We start from the raw sequence: 18,635 nt of genomic DNA on the forward strand, positions 1-18,635 counted from the left end.
GCGTCAGGCCTTGATGATCTTGTGGCTCGCGATCCCAGCTTTGGCGCAGGCGTTGCGGGTGTCGATCACGAGCCTGGCATGTTCGACCACCTGGCCGTAATCCACCGCGTCATGGTCCGTGGCGATCAGCACGGCATCGTACCCGGCCAAGGCCGAGGCCGTCAGGTCGACCGACCGGCGCCCGGTCAGCGCCCCATGCCTGCGGGTTGGCGGCAGGGCCGGGACGTGGGGGTCGTGGAAGTCGACGGCCGCTCCCCTCGCCTCGATCAGCTCGATGAGCTTGAGGGACGGGCTTTCGCGCATGTCGTCCACGTTCTTCTTGTAGGCGACGCCCAGGATCAGGATTTTGGAGCCGCTGAACGCCCGCCCGCCGCGATCCACCGCTTCCGCCAGTCGGTCGACCACGTGGTAGGGCATGTGCGTGTTCACCTCGCCGGCCAGTTCGATGAACCGGGTCGCGACGTCGAACTCGCGGGCTTTCCAGGTGAGATAGAAGGGATCGATGGGAATGCAGTGGCCGCCAAGGCCCGGGCCCGGATAGAAGGGCATGAAGCCGAAGGGCTTGGTCTTGGCGGCGTCGATCACCTCCCAGACGTCGATGCCCATGGCGGCGTAGACGACCTTGAGCTCGTTCACGAGGGCGATATTCACGGCCCGGAAGATGTTCTCGGTCAGCTTCACGGCCTCGGCGGTGGCGGTGGACGAGACCGGCACGGTCTTCACCACGAGCCCTGCATAGAGCGCGTCGGCGAGGGCCAGGGCGTCGGGTCCGTCGCCCCCCACCACCTTGGGGATGGTCGAGGTGCCGAAATCCGGATTGCCGGGATCCTCGCGCTCCGGCGAGAAGGCCAGGAAGAAATCGCGCCCGCTCTTGAGCCCCGTGGCCTCCAGGATGGGTTTGAGGACCTCGTCCGTCGTGCCCGGATAGGTCGTGGATTCCAGGACCACGAGCTGACCCCGCCGCAGCCGGGCCGCGATGTCGCGCGCGGTGCGCTCCACGTAGGACAGGTCCGGCTCGCGATGCTTCGTCAGGGGCGTCGGCACGCAGATCAGCAGCGCGTCGGGCTCTCCGAGGCGACTGAAATCGGCGGTGGCCTCGAGCCGTCCGGTGCGAACCGCCGCCGCCACGGGCTCGGATCCGATGTGCCGGATATAGCTCTCGCCCCGGTTCAGGCTGTCCACATAGGCCGGGTTGATGTCGAAACCCAGAACCTGGAAGCCCACCCTCGCGGCGGTGAGGGCCAGAGGCAGGCCCACATAGCCGAGGCCGATGATTCCGATCGTGGCCTGCCGGGACCGGAAGCGTTCCAGCAAAGCCGCCACGTCAACGGTTTCCGAACTTCTGGCCGACATGCCCGCACCCCTCTCACGCCGCGCTTTGTCTGGAGGGGATGGCTGGAGCCGTCAAGCCGGCCGAGCGACCGGGCGGGGATCAGGCGGCGCGGCGCGTGATCCACGCGCCCCAGAACAGGCTGGAGAAGAACCGGAGGGGCGGCTCGAATCCAGCCTCGGCCAGGAGACCGGCCACGGCTTCCTCGGAATGGGGCGGGTCCGCGCCTTGCAGGATTTTGCCGAGCTTGGCCTCGACCTCGCCGGGCCCGGCGCCCTTCATCCGCCAGCGCGTGCCCCAGGCCTTCAGCAGAAGCGGCTGGCTCGCATAGGCGTAATGATTCCCGGCCAGGATGAGCGGAGCGCCCGGCTTCAGCCGCTCGGCCAGGGACCGGAGGATCGCGCGTTTCGCGTCGTCGCCCGGCAGATGGTGCAGAACGCCGATCAGGGTGGCGGCGTCGAACCGGTCGCCGACGGGCAGGTCGGCGACGGTTCCCAGCACGACCTCGGTCCGGTCCAGGAGGCCCGCCTCGGCGAGACGCGCCGTCGCGAGGTCCATCATGGCCTCGGACGGGTCTACGGCTGTGAAGCGCCAGGACGGTTCGAGGGGCGCGGCCGTGACAATCTCCCGGGCGCCACCCCCGGCGCCCGCCACCAGTACCCGCGCCTCGGTCCCGCTGCCGAGGGCTGCCGCCAGCATGCAGGCGGCGAGCTCGTGGCAGGCGTCGTAGCCCGCCAGGGCGATGCGGCTCTGGGTCTCGTATTCGCCGGCCCGCGCCGGGTCGAACTTCCCGGCGGCCTCGGTCGCTGCCGTCATCGGAACCTCCTCGCTGAAACGCATCCCCAACCGATAGACCCTTCGCGACGCCCGTGGAACCGGTCACGGTCCCACCATGGAGAAGCCCTGCCCTGCGTCGCGCGTATGGAAGCCTTGCCACCGCCCGCGTCCCGCGCCAAAAGGCGCCCATGATCCACGCGAACGACATCACCTACCGCATCGGCGACCGGCTGATCCTCGACCATGCCTCCTTCAACCTGCCCACCGGCAGCAAGGTCGGGCTCGTGGGACGCAACGGCGCGGGCAAGACGACCCTGTTCCGGATCATCCTGGGCGAGATCGCCACCGAGAGCGGCAGCATCGCCCTGCCCCGCAACGTGAAGATCGGCGCCGTGGCGCAAGAAGCGCCGGGCGGGCCGGAGAGCCTGATCGAGGTGGTGCTGGCCGCCGATACGGAGCGCACGCGCCTCATGGCCGAGGCCGACACGGCGGACGGCTTCCGCCGGGCCGAGATCGAGACGCGGCTTACCGATATCGGCGCCCATTCGGCCCCCGCCCGCGCGGCCGCGATCCTGCACGGCCTGGGCTTCGACGCCGAGGCGCAAGGGAGGCCCTGCTCCGACTTTTCCGGCGGCTGGCGTATGCGCGTGGCGCTGGCCGCCGTGCTCTTCACCGAGCCCGACCTGCTGCTGCTCGACGAGCCCACCAACTACCTCGACCTCGAGGGCACGCTCTGGCTCTACGATTACCTGGCGCGTTATCCCCATACGGTGCTGATCATCAGCCACGACCGCGACCTGCTCGACACCTGCGTCAACCACATCCTACATCTCGACCGCGCCAAGCTGACGATCTATCGCGGGGGTTACACGTCGTTCGCCAAGCAATATGCCGAGAAGCGCGAACTGACGGCCAAGATGCGCGTGAAGCAGGAAGCCGAGCGCAAGCACCTTCAGGCCTTCGTGGACCGCTTCAAGGCCAAGGCCTCCAAGGCCCGCCAAGCGCAGTCCCGCGTGAAGCGGCTGGCGAAGCTGGAGCCCATCGCGGCCATCGTCGAAGACGACGTGCTACCCTTCAACCTGCCAGGGCCGGACCGCATGGTCGCGCCGCCCCTGATCACGGTCGAGAGCGCCGCCGTCGGCTACGGGGAGAAGGTCATCCTCGATCGGCTGAACCTGACGCTTTCGCCGGACGACCGGATCGCCCTGCTCGGCTCCAACGGCAACGGCAAGTCCACCTTCTGCAAGCTCATCGGCGGCAAGCTCGACCCGATGAAGGGCGAGATGAAGCGCCCCACCAAGATGGACGTGGCCTATTTCGCGCAGCATCAGCTCGACGAGCTGAACCCGAAGGCCACCGCCTTCGACCACGTGCAGGCCCTGATGCCTGACGCCCCCATCGCCCGGTCCCGCGCCAAAGCGGCCCAGATCGGTTTTCCCGGCGCGAAGGCCGACACGCCGGTCTCGTCCCTGTCGGGCGGCGAGAAGGCGCGGCTGCTCATGGGGCTGGCGGCCTTCCACGGCCCGCACCTGCTCATCCTCGACGAGCCCACGAACCACCTCGACATCGACAGCCGCACGGCCCTGATGGAGGCCATCAACGACTACACGGGCGCGGTGATCCTGGTAAGCCACGACCGCTTCCTCATCGAGGCCTGCGCGGACCGGCTCTGGCTCGTGGGCGGCGGCACGGTGAAGCCTTTCGACGGCGACATGGACGATTACCGGCAACTCGTCCTGTCGGGCGACCTCGATCCCGGCAAGCGCTCGGACAAGGAGCAGCCCTCGGGGACGTCCAAGGTGGAGGAACGCCGCGCGGCGGCCGAGAAGCGCGTGGCGCTGGCACCCTTGCGCAAGCGGCTCGACGCGCTGGAGGCCCGCATGACGAAGCTCTCCGACGTGATCGCCAAAGTGGATTCGGCGCTGGCCGACGGCAGCGCGTTCCTGAAGGACCCGGCCAAGGCCACGGAGCTGTCGAAGATGCGCGCCGAGGCGGCGGATACGCTCGCTTCCGTGGAAGAGGAATGGCTGGCCGTGAGCGGCGAGATCGAGGCGGCTGGGGTGTAGCTAGTCTCCCGTTCAAGTCTCATCGCTCGAAGCCTCATCCTGAGAGTCTGGCCGATAAAGCGCGACTTGCTCTCCTCCCCCTTGTGGGGAGGAGTTGGTGGTGGGGGTGTGAGCGCGAACTTCGATGGGTCTGGAGCTGACACCCCCACCCTAACCCTCCCCACAAGGGGGAGGGAAACTCGCGCTCCACATTTATGAGCCAACCTCTGTGGAAACTGCGCACCAATTCGTCTCGAAGCCTCATCCTGAGAGCCCGCGCAGCGGGCGTCTCGAAGGATTGTCCAGATCGCGCTGGAAACACTCCGCTGGAGCCCTCCTTCGAGACAGGCCTGACGGCCTTCCTCAGGATGAGGTTCTGCGAGATAGCAGCGCCTCAAGGCTTCACGATCCGGTCCAGCCCGTTATCGACGAAGAAGTACAATTCGCGTCCGCCGGGCTCGGAATAGAGCACCTGCACCTCGCGCCGTCCCTTGCCCTCGCCCACGAGCACATCGGTGGCGGGCTTGCCCTTGAGGCGCACGAGGTCGCATTCGGAGATGCCCGGCTCAATGGCCGCCGCCGTGCCGGAGGCGGCTCCGGTGCACCGGCCGTCGGGCCCGAGCACCGGGCCGAAATTCGGCGTCGCCGGAGCGGCGGGCGGGGGTCCGGCCGGTGCCGGGATCGCCGCCACGGGCGCGACGCGGCCGCTGTTGCAGGCGGAGAGGCCCAACCCGGCGAGGATCAGGAGCGGCACGAGGCGTGGGAGCATGCGGTCAATCCTTAGCGGGCGCCGTGTCGCGGGCCCGCAATGCGTCGTCGTAGAGGCGCCGGGCGTCCCGGAGGAAGTCCTGGCGCGAACCATCGCGCGAATAGAACATGTGACCGCCGCCGTAAACCTGAAGCGAGACGCGCTTCTCGGGCCCGTAATCCGGCAACTGGTTCAGGAGAAGCTGGTTCGCATAGTAGGGCGTCACCAGATCGGTGAAGCCGTGGACCACGAGAACGCGCATCTTGGCATCGAGCGCCAGGGATTGGCGCAGTTCGTCGAGGTTTTCCACCGCGTCTCGCCCGCCGCCCCAGCGCCAAGCGCGGTTGACCGCGTTGTTGAGCAGTTCGTAGCGCCCCTCGGCCTTGTAGTTGAGGGTCCGGGTCAGGTGGTCGAGGATCGCGCTGGTGAGCGGCGCCGTCAGCCCGGTGAGCACCGGATCCTCGAAACGGGCGAAGAACGCCGTCGGGTCGGGGTCGTAGCTCGCCACGTCGGCGTCATAGGCGCTCACCACCTCCCCGCTCGAACGGCGGATCTCGCGCTGGAACGCCCCACCGCTGACCCGCCCCCCGAGACGCTTCACGAGCGCGGGATCGAGCCCCGTGAACTCGGCGACGCGGCGGCTGGCGCGCTCGACCGCCGCCGGGTCCTGCAAGCCGCGCAGCAGGTCGGCCATGTACTCGCCCGACGCATAGGCCTCGACATCCCGCATGCCGTCGCGGGTGACGGGGCCGCGCATGGCCCGGTTGGCGGCGGCGAGCGAGGGCAGACGGCTCACGTCCATCCAGGGCGCGGCGGAAGACTGGTCGAGCCAGTCGAAATCGAGGACCGGCGACACGAGAACGAGGCCGGACAGGCCGATGCCCTGGTCGCTCTGGAGCTTCTGGGCGAGCAACGGTCCCCGGAATCCGCCATAGCTCTCGCCCACGAAGAATTTCGGCGAGAGAAGCCGGTCTTTCTCCTTGAGCCAGCGGGTGACGACCGCCGCGAGCCCGTCGATGTCGCCGCCGACCGAATAGAACTGGTTGCGGGCCTGCTCGCCGCCGAGGACTCGGCTGTAGCCCGTGCCGGGCGGATCGATGAAGACGAGATCCGTGAAGTCGAGCCACGTCTCGGCGTTGGGCACGAGCGCTGGCGGAGCCGAAGGACTGATGCTGGCCGCGCCGACCGGCAGCCGCCAGGGACCGATGGCCATGAGGTGGAGATAGGCCGATGAGGCGCCAGGTCCCCCATTGACCGCGAAGGTGACGGGCCGCGTTTTCGCGTCCGTGTCGTCCCGCGTGTAGGCCACATAGGCGATATCGGCCTGGGGACTGCCCTGGGGGTCGGTCAGGGTCAGGGTTCCGGCCGTGGCCGTGAAGCTCAAGGTCCGGCCTCCGATGTCGAGGCTATGGCGGGTGACGGAATCGCCGGGCAGGCGGGCGGCGTCGGGCCGGGCGGTCTGGCGTTGCTCGGATTGCTCGGCGCGCTGGCCCTCCTGTCTTTGGGCTTCGGGTCTCTGCGCCTCCTGCGCCCAGGCGGGCGCCGTCAGCCCCCAGCACAGAGCCGCCACCAACGACAACCGAACGATACCCGACATCCGCATCTCCTCCCGCACAGGCTCCAACAGATGGGAGGGGGACGAAGCCGGACCAGAGGCAGCGACCTTTAGGCCTTGCGTTGCCAGCGTCCGCGTTCGTCCTGCTGCCAGTAGGTCGCGTCGTGCCCTTCGGCCTTGACGGCGCGCCACTGGTCCCTCGCACGGGCCAAAGCATGCACATCCGTGCCGTCGAACAGAATCACCATTCGTTGATAGCCGCCGGCATCGGGCGGAAGGTCCGCGCCCTCGACCAGGAATCGGATCGACGCGCCGTTGGGATTGCCCTCCCCCATGGTGATCAGAACCGGCTGGTCGGCCGCATGGGCCTCCCGGTCCGTGCCGTGGGGCAGGAAGCTCTCGTCCGCGTAGGTCCAGAGGTTTTCGTCGAGCGCCGTGAGCCGCTCCTCGGTGGTGACCTGGATCACGGCTTTCCAGCCGCGCTCCAGGGATTTGGAGAGCAAAGCCGGAAGCACGGCTTCGAGCGGCTGGTTCTGGAGATGGTAGAACAGGACTTCGGCCATGGGGTGGTTTTAGGGCTGACGCGCAGGAGAGGAAGCGGGACTGCGTGGGAGGCTGCGCTCAGGCGCCTCGACCGTCATCCCCGGACTTGATCCGGGGACCCACGACGCACGTCGAAAGACGTGGGTGGCCGGGTCAGGCCCGGCCATGACGGCGGAGTTTGCTCGAAACTTCACCCCTCGTAGTTGTCCCTCACCAGCCGGTCGAGCAGGCGCACGCCCCAGCCGGACGCCCAGCCTCGGTTGATCTCGCTCTGGGGCGAGCCGAAACCGGTTCCGGCAATGTCGAGATGGGCCCAGGGCACGTCGTTCACGAAGCGCTGGAGGAAGGCCGCCGCCGTGCTCGATCCGGCATGGCGGCCCGCCGAATTCTTCATGTCGGCGAATTTCGAATCGATCATCTTGTCGAAGCCCGGCCCCACGGGCATCCGCCACACCTTCTCGCCCGTCGCCTCGCCCGCCGCGCTCAGGCGTCCGGCGAGTTCGTCGTCGTTGGAGAACAGGCCCGCGTATTCCTGGCCCAGCGCCACCAGGATCGCGCCCGTCAGGGTGGCGAGATCCACCATGAAGCGCGGCTTGAACCGGTCCTGCACGTACCAGAGCACGTCGGCGAGCACGAGGCGGCCTTCCGCGTCCGTGTTGATGATCTCGATGGTTTGGCCCGACATGCTCTTCACGATGTCGCCGGGCCTCTGGGCGTTGCCGTCGGGCATGTTCTCCACGAGTCCGATGGCGCCGACCACGTTGGCCTTGGCCTTGCGGCTCGCCAAGGCCTGCATGAGGCCGACCACGCAGGCGGCGCCCGCCATGTCGCCCTTCATGTCCTCCATGCCGCCGCCGGGCTTGATGGAGATGCCGCCGGAATCGAACACGACGCCCTTGCCCACGAAGGCGACGGGCGCCTGGCCGGCCTTTCCGCCGTTCCAGCGCATGATGACGATGCGGGCCTCCCGGCGGGACCCTTGTGAGACGCCCAGGAGCGCCCCCATGCCCAGTTTCCGCATGGCGCGCTCGTCGAGGATCTCGACCTCCACGCCAGACTTGCGGAGGGCTTCGGCCCGGACCGCGAACTCCTCCGGTCCCAGCACGTTCGGCGGCTCGTTCACGAGGTCGCGGGCCATGACGATGCCGGCCGCCATGCCGTCGCGGGCCTTCTGGACCCGCTTGGCAGCAGCCGGATCGGCGACCGCGAAGGTCAGCCGCGTCGCCCCCTGTCCGTTGCCGTTGCCATCGTCCTTCTTGGTCTTGTAGCGGTCGAAGCTGTACTGGCGCAGGCGCGCCCCCAGGGCGAGGTCCGCCAGGGCATCGGGGGTGGCCTGGAGGCCCGGCATATCGGCCAGGATCGTCGCCTGGCGTCCCGTAACCTTCCCGGCGATCGCCCCTCCGAGCTGAACCCAATCGAAGGCCGCGCGATCCTTCTCGCCACCGACGCCGACGACGATGAGCCGGTCCGCGGCCAAGGAGGCCGGGGCCGCCACCGCCATCACGGAGCGGGCCTTGCCCTTGAACTGCTCCGCCGCGGCCGCGCGGACGATCAGGTCGGCGACCTTGGGGCCGAGCTGCTTGGCGACCGCAGGGACGAGCTTCAGGTCGTCTCCGACGAATACGACGCAATCCCCACCCCCCAGGGCGCCGGGAGCCTGAAAATCGACCTTGAGGGGTTCGGCCATGGATACCTCTATGTTCTGGCTGAAGGGCAGCCCGGAACCGGCTGCGACGTTTGGTGACATACACCATCCGGCTCCCGCGATCACGCCATCTCTGCCGCGAAAGCGCCGCACTGAGAGCGTGTGGAAGGGGGGCCGGCCTTGCCTGCTTTCCTGTAACCGAGTACCCAAGGCGGCGACGCCTTACGGCGAAGGTTTCCCATGTCGCTGCTCGAACGCTATATCCTGAAGATCACCTTCAACGCCTTCATGGCCTGCCTCGTGGCGCTGACCGGCGTGATCTGGATCACCCAGGCCCTGCGCGAGCTCGACCTGCTGACCGGCAAGGGCCAGACCATCATCATGTTCTTCACGGTGACGGGCCTCTCCCTGCCGACCCTCATCACCATCATCGCGCCGGTGGCCCTGTTCATCGCGACGATCTACGCCCTCAACAAGCTCAACAGCGACTCGGAGCTGATAGTCATGAGCGCGGCCGGGATGCCGCCGGGCCGCATGCTCCGGCCGTTCCTGGCGCTCAGCGCCGGGGTCTGCCTCGTGGTCGGCTTCATGACGGTCTACATCATGCCCGCGAGCTTCCAGGAGCTGCGCGACCTCGTGACGAAGATCCGGGCAGATTTCGTGTCGAACATGGTCAAGGAAGGCCAGTTCACCACCCTGGATAACGGGATCACGTTCCATTACCGGGAAAAGTCCGGCGATGCGCTTCTCGGCATCTTCATGCAGGACCTGAGGGACAAGGACAAGCCTGTCGTCTACCTAGCCGAACGTGGCCAAGCCGTTGATATGGATGGGCAATCCTATCTGGTTCTGGAAAAGGGCAGCGTCCACCGCAAGGAGCCGAACAGCCGCGACACCTCCATCGTGGCCTTCGAGCGCTATGCGGTCGACCTGTCGGCCTTCAACCAGGATGGGGCGGACGTGGTCTACAAGCCCCGGGAGCGCAGCACGACCCAGCTCCTGGTGCCGGACACGAACGAGTTCTACTACCAGTTCCAGGCCGGGCGGTTCCGGGCGGAGCTGCATGACCGGCTCTCCGCGTGGCTCTATCCCCTGGCCATGATGATGATCGCCTTCGCGGCCTTAGGGGACGCCCAGACGACCCGGCAGGGGCGCGGCATGGCCATCGCGGCGGCGGTGGTGGGCGTGGTGGCCCTGCGCATCGCGGGCTTCGCGGCCTCCAGCGCCGTGGTGCGAACCGAGTGGGCCATCGTCGGGGTCTACGGGGCGCCTCTGCTGGCCATCGGCATCGCGCTGGCCCTGAGCCTGCGCGGCTCGTCCATGCGCGCCTTGCGTTCCCGCCTGAGCCGGATGACCCGCGCCCTCCCGCTCCCCGGCCGCGCCGTGACCCGGAGCGCCTGACATGCTTCTCGGCGCAACCCTCGGGCGGTATTTCTCCACCCAATTCCTCAAGACGATCTTCATCGTCTTCGGCACTGTCTTCGCCCTCGTCTACACCCTCGATTTCGTGGAGCTGATGCGCCGGGCGGGCGACGCCGAGGGGGCCACCGCCGACAAGATGGCGCTCCTGGCCCTATTCCGTACGCCCTCCGTGGCCGAGCAGGTGATGCCGTTCGCGGTACTCTTCGGCAGCATGGCGGCCCTGCTCCAGCTCAGCCGCAAGCTCGAGCTGGTGGTGGCGCGGGCGGCGGGCATCTCGGCCTGGCAGTTCCTCCAGCCCGGCCTCCTGGTCGCCCTGGCGCTGGGCGTCATCTCCGTGACGGTCTACAACCCCGTCTCCGCCCACCTGAAGCAGCGGGCCGCGAACCTGGAGACCAAGATCTTCAACCGGGCGTCTCTCGCCGTGGGCAAGGAGATCTGGATCCGGCAGAGAAGCAAGGACGGGCAGGCGATCATCCGGGCCGCCGCCGCGAGCGGCGACACCGCGACGATCACCGGCGTGACGGTGTTCACCTTCAACGACAACGGCACGTTCGAGCAGCGAATCGAGGCCCCGGAGGCGACCCTGCAGGAGGGATTCTGGGAGCTGAAGGACGCCCGTGTCCTAACGGAAACGGAACGTCCACAGACTTATGCCCGCTACGTGATCGCCTCGAATCTCGTGCCCTCCCAGGTCCGGGAGAGCTTCATCGCCCCCGATTCCGTGCCGTTCTGGAACCTCAGGGACAGCATCTACCGCATGGAAAGGGCCGGGCTGGACGCCACTCGCTATCATCTGCAATACGATATCCTTTTGGCCCGTCCCTTGCTCTTCATCGCCATGGTTTTCGTGGCCGCTTCCGTCTCGTTAAGATTCTTTCGATTTGGTGGTGTGGCCGTTATGGTTCTCGGTGGCGTCGCTGCGGGCTTCGTGCTTTATGTGGCCACTGAACTCATGGGGGAGCTGGGGGCTTCCGGGCTCATAAGCTCGGCAGTTGCGGCCTGGTTCCCTGCTGTAGTAGGCAGTTTGTTAGGTACCCTCGCTCTACTGTACCAAGAGGACGGCTGATGGTCCTTTGGGCGAGGTTTGGTCAAGGAGTGCGCATGGCACAAGGCAAGACAACGATCGCATCATCTGCGGTCGCGATGGCGCTCTTCTGCGCTGTCGGGTCTGTGCCGGCGGGCGCGCAGACGCTCAACGACTCGTTGCGTTCGCAGTCCCAGGCCAAGCCCGGCCAGGAGCCGGATCGCCTGCTCGTCGACGCCAAGGAAATCATCTACGACAACGACAAGAACACCGTCGCGGCGGCGGGCGATGTCGAGCTGAACTACCAGGGCCGAACCCTTCAGGCCGACCGCGTCACCTATGACCGGAACACTGGCCGGGTCTATGCCCAGGGCAATGCCCGCCTGACCGACAAGGACGGCACGGTGGCCACGGGCGAGCGCTTCGAGCTCACCGACGACTTCAAGAACGGCTTCATCGATTCCCTTCGCGTCACCCAGAGCACGACCGACGATAAAGGCCCCGTGACCACGCGGTTCTCCGCCCCGCGCGCCGAGCGCGCCGCCGGCGAGACGACCACGTTCGAGCGCGGCACCTACACGGCCTGCGCGGCCTGCGCGGACGATCCGGAGCGTCCGCCCCTGTGGCAGGTGAAGGCCGCCAAGATCATCCACAACAACAGCGAACAGACGATCTATTACGAAGACGCCACCATGGAATTCTATGGAATTCCCGTGGCCTATCTGCCGTATTTCTGGACGCCGGACCCGACGGTCAAGCGCAAGACGGGCTTTCTGGCCCCGCGCTACAGCATGTCCGACTCGCTGGGATACGGCTTCAGCGTTCCGTTCTTCTGGGCGCTGGCGCCGAACTACGACCTGACGGTGACGCCCACCTACTACACCCGCCAAGGCCTCCTGGCACAGGCGGAATGGCGCCACCGGCTCGCGACCGGATCGTACAACGTGCGCGCGGCCGGCATCTCGCAGCTCGACAACGACGCCTTCCTGGACAGCCCGCTCGGCCCCGGCGACCGGCGCAACCGCGGCTCCTTGGAGACCTCCGGCCTCTTCCACCTCAACGAGCGCTGGAAATGGGGCTGGGACATCACCCTGGTGTCCGACAAGTGGTTCCTGACCAATTACGGGATCAAGAGCGAGTCGCTCAGCGCGATCTACCTGCGTGAATCGATTTCGACCCTCTTCCTCCAGGGGCAGGGCGACCGGTCGTTTTTCGACATGCGCGGCTACTACTTCCAGACGCTGGCCACCTACGATTGGCAGAAGCAGCAGCCCATCGTGGCGCCGGTCATCGACTACGACAAGCGCATCAACGGCCCGGCCGGCATCGGCGGCGAGATCGGCATCAACGTCAACGTGACGAGCCTCACCCGCGAGGCGGCCCAGTTCCAGTCCACCACGAATGCCAACGCGCGTTCCCTGTTCGGCCTCTACGGCACCTGCGCGGTCTTCTCGCCCGAGAACTGCCTCGTGCGCGGCATTGCGGGCAATGCCACCCGCGCCTCGGCGCAGCTGTCCTGGCGCCGGGAGTTCATCGATTCCGCCGGACAAGTCTGGACCCCGTTCACCTATCTGCGGGCGGATTCCTTCTGGACCTCGCCGCGCTTCACGGGCTACCAGAACGCCGCGCTGGGCAACTTCCTCAGCAGCGACGACGACTACGCCCTCCGGGCCATGCCGGCCGTGGGCCTCGAGTACCGCTTCCCCTTCGTGGCCGATCTCGGCTCCAACGGGACCCAGGTGCTGGAGCCCATCGCGCAGATCATCGCCCGGCCCAACGAGACCCGGATCGGCGACCTGCCCAACGAGGACGCCCAGAGCCTCGTCTTCGACGACACCTCGCTGTTCGACTGGGACAAGTTCTCGGGCTACGACCGGGCCGAGGGCGGCGTTCGCGCGAATGTGGGCCTGCAATACACGGTGAAGTCCGGCGACTTCACGGCCAATGCCCTGTTCGGGCAGTCCTATCAGCTCGCCGGCGCCAATTCCTTCAACAAGCGCGACCTGGTCAATACCGGCCTGGATTCGGGCCTCGATACGGACCGGTCCGACTATGTCGGGCGCCTGCGCATCGCGCCGAACAACAACTTCATGGTCTGGACCCGCGGCCGGTTCGACGAGCAGGACTTCTCGCTCCAGCGGATCGAGGCGGGCGCCACGGCGAACTTCGCCCCGTACCTGCCGGTCTCGGCCTCTCTCACCTATGCCCGCTACGAGGCGCAGCCGGATCTCGGCTTCCCGCGCCGTCGCGAGGGCCTGCTGTCCTCGGCCCAGTGGAACATCACGCCCAACTGGTACGTGACGGGATCGGTGCTGCTCGACCTCGACCGCTATCTCGAGGCCCGCGAGACCTTCATCTCTAACTACCTGATCAATCCCGAGACGGCCTACTACGCCCGCAAGAACTCGACCCATGTAAGCTCAATGTCCTTCGGTCTGGGCTACATGGACGAGTGCACGACCTTCACGGTCCGCTACTCCGTGACCCCCACGGACATCGCCATCAGCTCGGGCGAGAAGGAGCGCAACCGCACCATCATGTTCACGCTGGAGCTGCGCACGCTCGGCGAGGTGGCCGTGAACCAGAATCTCGGCAACTCCACCGCCAGCGAATCCGGTGTGGCGAACTAGGTGGCAGGCGACGGCGGGCGTCCCCTCGTCCTGACCCAAGGCGACCCGGCGGGGATCGGGATCGAGCTGACCCTGCGGGCCTGGCAGGCCCGCCATGCCGAACGACTTCCAGCCTTCGGTGTGGTGGCGGATCCCGGGCATCTGAGAGAAGTCGCGAGGAGCCTGGGCTGGGACGTGCCGGTCGAGGCCGCCCGCTGCTCGGACATCGCCGCCATGTTCGACACGGCCCTGCCCGTCCTGCCTCTCGGCCGATCCGTGCGCGCGCAGCCGGGCCAACCGGACCCGGCCCATGCGGCCGCCACCATCGAGTCGATCCGAAACGCCGTCGATCTCGTGCGGCGAGGCGAGGCGGCGGCCCTCGTGACCAATCCGATCGCGAAGCACGTTCTGTACGAGGCAGGCTTCGCCCATCCGGGACATACGGAGTTCCTGGCGGCGCTGGCGGGCGAGGGGCAAGGGGAGGCTCCGCACCCCGTGATGATGCTCTGGAGCGAGGGCCTGGCGGTGGTGCCGGTCACCGTTCACATCCCGTTGGCGCGGGTGCCCGGCGCGCTCACGACGGACCTGATCGTCCGGACCGCCCGGATCGTCGCGCGGGAATTGCGCGAGCGCTTCGGCGTCGCGCACCCTCGCCTGGCGCTCGCGGGCCTGAACCCCCATGCGGGCGAGAGCGGGGCGCTCGGTGCCGAGGACGAGGCGGTCATCCGGCCCGCCGTCGACACGTTGCGGGCGGACGGCCTCGCCGTCCAAGGCCCCCTGCCCGGCGACACCATGTTCCATGCCCGCGCCCGGGCGGGGTACGACGCGGCGCTCGCCATGTATCACGACCAGGCCCTGATCCCGATCAAGACCATCGCGTTCGACGAGGCCGTGAACGTCACCCTCGGCCTACCCTTCGTGCGCACCTCTCCGGACCACGGCACCGCCTTCGACATCGCCGGAAACGGTATCGCCCGGCCCGACAGCCTGATCGCGGCCATCCGGCTGGCGGCCCGGCTGAGCCAGGGTGGCCGCCCGTCATGAGCCAGATCGACGATCTTCCGCCCTTGCGCGAGGTGGTGCAGGCCCACGGCCTCATGGCCAAGAAGTCGCTGGGCCAGAACTTTCTCTTCGACCTCAACCTGACGAGCCGGATCGCCCGCTCGGCCGGGTCGCTGGACGGCGTCACGGTGGTGGAGGTCGGCCCCGGTCCCGGTGGCCTCACCCGCGCCATCCTGGCCTCCGGAGCCCGCAAGGTCATCGCCATCGAGCGCGACGCACGATGCCTCCCGGCCCTCGCCGAGATCGCCGCCCGCTATCCGGGCCGGCTCCAGGTGATCGAGGGCGATGCTCTGAATTTCGATCCGCGTCCCCTCATCGGTGACGAGCCAGCCAAGATCATCGCGAACCTGCCCTACAATGTCGGCACCACCCTGCTCACGGGCTGGCTGACCCAGGAGGTCTGGCCGCCCTGGTGGCAATCGCTCACGCTCATGTTCCAGCGGGAGGTCGCGGAGCGGATCGTGGCCGACGAGAGCGATCCGAAGGATTACGGCCGCCTGGGCGTCCTGTGTGGCTGGCGCACGCAGGCCACCATCATGTTCGACGTGCCGCCTTCGGCCTTCGTGCCGCCGCCAAAGATCACGTCGAGCATCGTGCACATCGCACCGAGGCCCGATCCCATTCCGTGCCGGGTGGAAGCGCTGGAGGCGGTGACGCGGGCGGCCTTCGGGCAGCGCCGGAAGATGCTGCGCCAGAGCCTGAAATCCCTGGCGCCGCAGCCCGCCGCCCTGATCCAAGCCGCCGGCCTTCTCGAAACGGTTCGAGCCGAGGACGTGCCGGTCTCGGGGTTCGTGGCCCTGGCCAACGCCTATGACGCGTCAAAGCGCGCGCCGCGCGATTGAGCCGCTGTCTCGCAGCCCTGGTGGGGCCTAGTCGAGGGTCTCAGCCAGCAGCCCCTGCACGAACTGCTCCAGGCCCACGAGGCGGTCGCGCTTCAGGCGCTCGGCCGCCTGGATGGCCTTGAGACTCGCATAGGAACGGCCCAGGTCCTCGTTGACGATGACGTAGTCGTATTCTTCCCAGCGCTCCATCTCGACCCGCGCATTGGCGAGCCGCTTGGCAATAACCTCCGGCGCGTCCTCGGCCCGCCGCTCCAGGCGGGCCTTCAGCTCCCTGAAGCTCGGCGGCAGGATGAAAACCGTCACCACGTCGTCGGGCAGCTTCTCGCGCACCTGGCGGGTGCCCTGGTAGTCTATGTCGAAGACCATGTCCTGGCCCGACGCCAGCGTCTTCTCGACCGGTTCGCGAGGCGTCCCGTAGAAGTTTCCGTGCACTTCCGCCCATTCCAGGAGCTCGTCCCGGTCACGCATCGCCAGGAATTTTTTCTCGTCGATGAAATGATAGTGACGCCCATCGATTTCGGAGGTTCGCTTAGGCCGCGTCGTCACCGAAACAGACAGGACGCCTGCATGATCTTCCACGAGATTGCGCGTCAGCGTCGTCTTCCCGGCGCCGGAGGGCGACGACAGGATGAGGATCAGGCCGCGCCGACCGACCAGAGCTTTCGAATCCTCGTTCACGCCATCACTCCACGTTCTGCACCTGCTCGCGGAATTGCTCGATAACGGCTTTCAGTTCAAGCCCGATTCTCGACAGGGACACGTCATTGGCCTTCGAGCAGAGGGTGTTGGCCTCGCGTCCGAATTCCTGGGCCAGGAAGTCCAGGCGGCGCCCCACGGGGCCGCCCTCGCCCAAGAGGGTCCTGGCGGCCTCCACATGGGCGCGCAGCCGGTCGAGCTCCTCGCGGATGTCGGCCCGCGCGGCGATCAGCATGGCCTCCTGATGAAGGCGGGCCGGATCGAGCTGGGTCTTGGACTCCAGAACCTGGGCGATCTGAGCATCGAGCTTGGCCCGGATGGCCTCCGGCTGCCGCGCCGGTGCCGCCTCGGCTTCGTCGACGAGGCGCGACACGGTCGCGAGCTGCTGCTCCAGAACGCCCGTCAGGGCCTGCCCTTCGCGCAGCCGCGCGGTCTTCAGGGAATCGATCAGCCGGCCGATGCCCGCCTTGAGATCGGCGGCGAGCGCCGCGTCCTGACCGGGCTCGCCGCCCTCCTCGTCGATCTCCACGACTCCCCGGACGTTCAGGAGACCATCAAGGGAGGCCGGTTGGACATTGGCCGGCAGGTTCAGGCCGGACACGGCCTGGAGCAGGGAGTCGAGGACTTCCCGATTGACCCGCACCTTCGGGGCGGCTGCGGCGCGGCTGAGCGAAAGGTTGAGCTGCCCCTGTCCCCGGCTGAGCGCCTTGAGGATCCCGGCGCGGGCGTCCTCGCCCACGGCGTCGAGACTGGAGGGCGTGCGCACGCGAACCTCGAGGCCACGCCCGTTAACGGTCTTCAGCTCCCAGGCCCATTGGTACGACCCCGTGGTTCCGGCCTCGCGGGCAAAGCCGGTCATACTCGCAATGGACATGGAAAGAGCGCCTCATGGGTTCGGGAAGGGAGGCGCGACCATAATGGGCGCCCCCTCCGACCACAAGGCGGATCAGGGCTGGCGCAGGGCCGGAACGGTCTTCGGGGTGTTGAGGTCGAAGGTCTTGTTCTTGAGCGGGTCGCGCTCCGTCCCTTCGCTGGCGTCGAAGCCCCGCGCCCGGCCGGTCCGGCCGCCGGGACGCGCGCCGGCGGGCTGATCCTGGGCGACCGTGGAGGTTCCGCCGACGCTGCCCATGTCGTCGTCGGGCTCGACCTTGTCGACCTCGTCGGCATTGCCGGCCGCAGCCTTGGCCTTCTCGATCTGTCGCCAGCGGGCGACGTTACGGTTGTGCTGATCGAGCGTCTCCGCGAAGGCGTGCCCGCCCGAGCCGTCCGCCACGAAATAGATGTCTTTGGTGCGCGACGGGTTGGCCACCGCCTCCAGGGCCGCCCGGCCCGGATTGGCGATGGGGGTCGGCGGCAGGCCCTCGATCACGTAGGTGTTGTACGGGGTCGCCTGGGTGATCTCGGCCCGGGTGATGCCGCGGCCGAGGGTGCCCTTGCCGGCCACGAGCCCGTACACGATGGTCGGGTCCGATTGCAGCTTCATGCGCTTGGTGAGGCGATTCATGAACACGCCCGCCACGCGGGTGCGCTCGTCGGCGCGGCCGGTCTCCTTCTCCACGATGGAGGCCAGGATGACCATCTCCTGTGGGGTCTTGACCGGGATCTCGGTGGAGCGCCGTCCCCAGATCTGCGTGAGCGCCTGCTTCTGGGCCGCCTGCATGGCGTTGACGATCTGCTGGCGGGTCATGCCGCGCTCGAACTTGTAGGTGTCGGGCAGCAGCGTTCCCTCGCGGGGGGTCTCGAGGATGTCGCCCGCCAGGATCTCGTTGTCGTAAAGCCGCCTGACGATCTGATCGCTGGTCAGGCCCTCCGGGACCGTGACGGAATGCAGGATCGCCTTGCCTTCGACGAGGGTGTCGATGGCGGCCTCGATGCTGGTGCCGGCCTTGAACTGGAACTCGCCCGCCTTGAGCTGGCCGCGCTGCCGGTTGAGGAGCGCGTAGGCCTCGAACAGGAAGGGCTGATTGATGACGCCCTCCTGCTTGAGCATGGAGGCGATCTCGTTGGTGCCGGTGTTGCGCGGAATCACGACGATCTTGTCGGCCTGCAGCGGTCCGGGCGCCGTCACCTCCTTCTCCAGGATGCTGATCCCGAAGATCGCGGCGCCAGCGATGGCGATGAACAGGGTGAGCAGGCCGCTCATGGTGGCGAGCAATCCGCCTCGCCTCCGGCGGATGCGCGGCGGAGGCGGAGGCGCCGCCATGGGCTTGATCGCCTCGCTGGGCGACCGGGGCGCCACACGGGGCTGCTGATCGGTTTCCGGGGTCTCGACGGGAAGAAGGAGCTTCTTTTTTCTGCCAAACATCTCGGAGCTATCTGTGATGACGACCAGCGGGC

General features: G+C 67.6%; 15 protein-coding genes. 6 read left to right on the forward strand and 9 right to left on the reverse strand.

What is annotated here, in order from left to right:
• Window positions 1–3: 3 nt before the first annotated feature.
• Together ILT42_RS09900 and ILT42_RS09905 are read right to left on the reverse strand one after the other, a co-directional pair.
• A complete protein-coding gene (locus ILT42_RS09900; RefSeq protein WP_204215426.1) occupies window positions 4–1,353 on the reverse strand; it encodes a nucleotide sugar dehydrogenase in 1,350 nt (449 codons plus the stop codon).
• 79 nt (window positions 1,354–1,432) lie between these two features.
• Window positions 1,433–2,146 (reverse strand): SAM-dependent methyltransferase, encoded by a 714-nt coding sequence (locus ILT42_RS09905; protein WP_204215427.1) that lies wholly within the window; start codon window positions 2,144–2,146, stop codon window positions 1,433–1,435.
• A 149-nt stretch (window positions 2,147–2,295) separates the two neighbouring features.
• Between ILT42_RS09905 and ILT42_RS09910 the strand changes: the two genes are divergently transcribed.
• Window positions 2,296–4,173 carry an ABC-F family ATP-binding cassette domain-containing protein gene (locus ILT42_RS09910; protein WP_204215428.1) on the forward strand — a complete coding sequence of 626 codons (1,878 nt, stop codon included), beginning with the start codon at window positions 2,296–2,298 and terminating at the stop codon, window positions 4,171–4,173.
• 373 nt (window positions 4,174–4,546) lie between these two features.
• Here the strand turns inward: ILT42_RS09910 and ILT42_RS09915 are convergent, their stop codons facing one another.
• From ILT42_RS09915 to ILT42_RS09930, 4 genes are all read right to left on the reverse strand, one after another.
• Window positions 4,547–4,921, reverse strand: coding sequence for a hypothetical protein (locus ILT42_RS09915; protein ID WP_204215429.1), 375 nt, complete (start codon window positions 4,919–4,921; stop codon window positions 4,547–4,549).
• A 4-nt stretch (window positions 4,922–4,925) separates the two neighbouring features.
• On the reverse strand, window positions 4,926–6,497 hold the full coding sequence (locus tag ILT42_RS09920) for a S10 family peptidase (RefSeq protein WP_204215430.1): 1,572 nt from the start codon (window positions 6,495–6,497) through the stop codon (window positions 4,926–4,928).
• Window positions 6,498–6,565: 68 nt separating this feature from the next.
• A complete protein-coding gene (locus ILT42_RS09925) occupies window positions 6,566–7,018 on the reverse strand; it encodes a DNA polymerase III subunit chi (protein ID WP_204215431.1) in 453 nt (150 codons plus the stop codon).
• Between the two features lie 170 nt (window positions 7,019–7,188).
• Complete coding sequence (locus tag ILT42_RS09930; protein ID WP_204215432.1) at window positions 7,189–8,685, reverse strand: leucyl aminopeptidase; 1,497 nt, start codon at window positions 8,683–8,685, stop codon at window positions 7,189–7,191.
• A 198-nt stretch (window positions 8,686–8,883) separates the two neighbouring features.
• On the opposite strand from ILT42_RS09930, the gene lptF reads away from it, so the two are divergent.
• Genes lptF through rsmA form a run of 5 tightly spaced genes read left to right on the forward strand, consistent with a single transcriptional unit; the run spans window position 8,884 to window position 15,602 of the window.
• On the forward strand, window positions 8,884–10,044 hold the full coding sequence (lptF, locus tag ILT42_RS09935) for an LPS export ABC transporter permease LptF (protein ID WP_204215433.1): 1,161 nt from the start codon (window positions 8,884–8,886) through the stop codon (window positions 10,042–10,044).
• 1 nt (window position 10,045) lies between these two features.
• Complete coding sequence (lptG, locus tag ILT42_RS09940) at window positions 10,046–11,131, forward strand: LPS export ABC transporter permease LptG (protein ID WP_204215434.1); 1,086 nt, start codon at window positions 10,046–10,048, stop codon at window positions 11,129–11,131.
• A 35-nt stretch (window positions 11,132–11,166) separates the two neighbouring features.
• Window positions 11,167–13,719, forward strand: a complete 2,553-nt coding sequence (locus ILT42_RS09945) for an LPS-assembly protein LptD (RefSeq protein WP_204215435.1) — start codon at window positions 11,167–11,169, stop codon at window positions 13,717–13,719.
• The gene (gene pdxA, locus ILT42_RS09950; protein WP_204215436.1) at window positions 13,720–14,742 is read left to right on the forward strand and encodes a 4-hydroxythreonine-4-phosphate dehydrogenase PdxA; all 1,023 of its coding nucleotides are present in this window, start codon (window positions 13,720–13,722) and stop codon (window positions 14,740–14,742) included.
• Complete coding sequence (rsmA, locus tag ILT42_RS09955; RefSeq protein ID WP_204215437.1) at window positions 14,739–15,602, forward strand: 16S rRNA (adenine(1518)-N(6)/adenine(1519)-N(6))-dimethyltransferase RsmA; 864 nt, start codon at window positions 14,739–14,741, stop codon at window positions 15,600–15,602. The genes pdxA and rsmA overlap by 4 nt, the downstream gene beginning before the upstream one ends.
• 27 nt (window positions 15,603–15,629) lie before the next feature.
• On the opposite strand, the gene gmk is transcribed toward rsmA, so the two are convergent.
• The 3 genes from gmk to mltG all read right to left on the reverse strand — a co-directional run bounded on the left by gmk (window position 15,630) and on the right by mltG (window position 18,603).
• Window positions 15,630–16,280, reverse strand: coding sequence for a guanylate kinase (gene gmk, locus ILT42_RS09960; protein WP_204215438.1), 651 nt, complete (start codon window positions 16,278–16,280; stop codon window positions 15,630–15,632).
• Between the two features lie 4 nt (window positions 16,281–16,284).
• On the reverse strand, window positions 16,285–17,172 hold the full coding sequence (locus ILT42_RS09965; RefSeq protein ID WP_204215439.1) for a YicC/YloC family endoribonuclease: 888 nt from the start codon (window positions 17,170–17,172) through the stop codon (window positions 16,285–16,287).
• Window positions 17,173–17,244: 72 nt separating this feature from the next.
• Window positions 17,245–18,603: an endolytic transglycosylase MltG gene (gene mltG, locus ILT42_RS09970; protein ID WP_204215440.1), complete on the reverse strand. Its 1,359-nt coding sequence runs from the start codon at window positions 18,601–18,603 to the stop codon at window positions 17,245–17,247.
• Window positions 18,604–18,635 lie beyond the last annotated feature (32 nt).

Origin of the sequence: Microvirga pudoricolor, from assembly GCF_016892705.1 — a bacterium.
Lineage (GTDB): Bacteria > Pseudomonadota > Alphaproteobacteria > Rhizobiales > Beijerinckiaceae > Microvirga > Microvirga pudoricolor.

What these genes read in the sequence shown, in the direction of transcription:
- ILT42_RS09915 (WP_204215429.1), bottom strand. Translation starts at nt 4,921, where the DNA reads ATGCTCCCACGCCTCGTGCCGCTCCTGATCCTCGCCGGGTTGGGCCTC.
- ILT42_RS09910 (WP_204215428.1), top strand. Translation starts at nt 2,296, where the DNA reads ATGATCCACGCGAACGACATCACCTACCGCATCGGCGACCGGCTGATC.
- rsmA (WP_204215437.1), top strand. Translation starts at nt 14,739, where the DNA reads ATGAGCCAGATCGACGATCTTCCGCCCTTGCGCGAGGTGGTGCAGGCC.
- ILT42_RS09945 (WP_204215435.1), top strand. Translation starts at nt 11,167, where the DNA reads ATGGCACAAGGCAAGACAACGATCGCATCATCTGCGGTCGCGATGGCG.
- ILT42_RS09965 (WP_204215439.1), bottom strand. Translation starts at nt 17,172, where the DNA reads ATGTCCATTGCGAGTATGACCGGCTTTGCCCGCGAGGCCGGAACCACG.
- ILT42_RS09905 (WP_204215427.1), bottom strand. Translation starts at nt 2,146, where the DNA reads ATGACGGCAGCGACCGAGGCCGCCGGGAAGTTCGACCCGGCGCGGGCC.
- mltG (WP_204215440.1), bottom strand. Translation starts at nt 18,603, where the DNA reads ATGTTTGGCAGAAAAAAGAAGCTCCTTCTTCCCGTCGAGACCCCGGAA.
- ILT42_RS09920 (WP_204215430.1), bottom strand. Translation starts at nt 6,497, where the DNA reads ATGTCGGGTATCGTTCGGTTGTCGTTGGTGGCGGCTCTGTGCTGGGGG.
- ILT42_RS09930 (WP_204215432.1), bottom strand. Translation starts at nt 8,685, where the DNA reads ATGGCCGAACCCCTCAAGGTCGATTTTCAGGCTCCCGGCGCCCTGGGG.
- ILT42_RS09925 (WP_204215431.1), bottom strand. Translation starts at nt 7,018, where the DNA reads ATGGCCGAAGTCCTGTTCTACCATCTCCAGAACCAGCCGCTCGAAGCC.
- lptG (WP_204215434.1), top strand. Translation starts at nt 10,046, where the DNA reads ATGCTTCTCGGCGCAACCCTCGGGCGGTATTTCTCCACCCAATTCCTC.
- ILT42_RS09900 (WP_204215426.1), bottom strand. Translation starts at nt 1,353, where the DNA reads ATGTCGGCCAGAAGTTCGGAAACCGTTGACGTGGCGGCTTTGCTGGAA.
- lptF (WP_204215433.1), top strand. Translation starts at nt 8,884, where the DNA reads ATGTCGCTGCTCGAACGCTATATCCTGAAGATCACCTTCAACGCCTTC.